General features: G+C 43.8%; 2 protein-coding genes. Both read right to left on the bottom strand.

Going from position 1 to position 820, the window contains the following annotated elements; genetic code table 11:
* Nucleotides 1–23: 23 nt before the first annotated feature.
* Nucleotides 24–476: a GNAT family N-acetyltransferase gene (locus tag ACS8FC_RS16340; protein WP_439297551.1), complete on the bottom strand. Its 453-nt coding sequence runs from the start codon at nucleotides 474–476 to the stop codon at nucleotides 24–26.
* A 104-nt stretch (nucleotides 477–580) separates the two neighbouring features.
* Nucleotides 581–820: MerR family transcriptional regulator (locus ACS8FC_RS16335; RefSeq protein WP_459112969.1), on the bottom strand; the 240-nt coding region annotated here is incomplete at its 5' end.

Raw genomic sequence — 820 nt, 5'->3', positions numbered from 1 at the left:
CGCAAAAATAAATCTAAGAACGATTATTTTGCAAGCTTCATATCAATATGTGGAATATCGTCTTCTAAATAGGTGTCTGACGTTTTGACAAAGCCATGTTGTATATAAAACGATGTCAGATACTCTTGAGCACCAATTTCAATAGATTCGTTAGGCCATAAAGATTGGCAGTTTTTTAAGGATTCTTCTAACAGTTGATGCCCAATACCGCCACCTCGATGATCTGCCGAGATGGCTACGCGGCCCATACTGACTGATGGATAGCTAATCCCTTTCGGCAATAGACGGGTACAGGCGACAAGCTGGTCACAGTCATAACCAAGTAAATGATAAACACCTTTCTTATGATCTTTATCATCCAATTCAGGGTAAGGGCACTGTTGTTCGACCACGAACACATCCACCCTCAGTTTGAGGAGTTGATACAACTGGATCGTCGTTAATTCAATGAAAGGCTTGAGCTGCCAAGTAATCATATTGTTTTTCCCTAATTATGAATAACATTGCCACTGTAGACAAGTTGGCTAATTGCTTTAATCATTTAGTCTATGGCTGAGTATAACCGTTTCCTAGTCAGACTTTATTCCGTCATCAAACGCGGCCCTGTGCCTGTCTCGCCCAGCTCATCGTAAGGGTTCAGCAGCTTGCAACGCTCAAGCGATAGGCAACCACAGCCGATACAGTCCGTCATCATGCTTTTCAATTCGGTCAATTGCGCAATCTTGCGATCTAGCTCAGCTTGCCATCTGATACCGAGTGCCTCCCAATCTTCAATCGTAATGCGGGTACGATTGGGCAGCTCATCCAGCTCCAGCAAGAC

This window comes from Psychrobacter sp. 1Y4, assembly GCF_051847555.1.
This window is presented reverse-complemented; position numbering and strand designations above follow the sequence as displayed.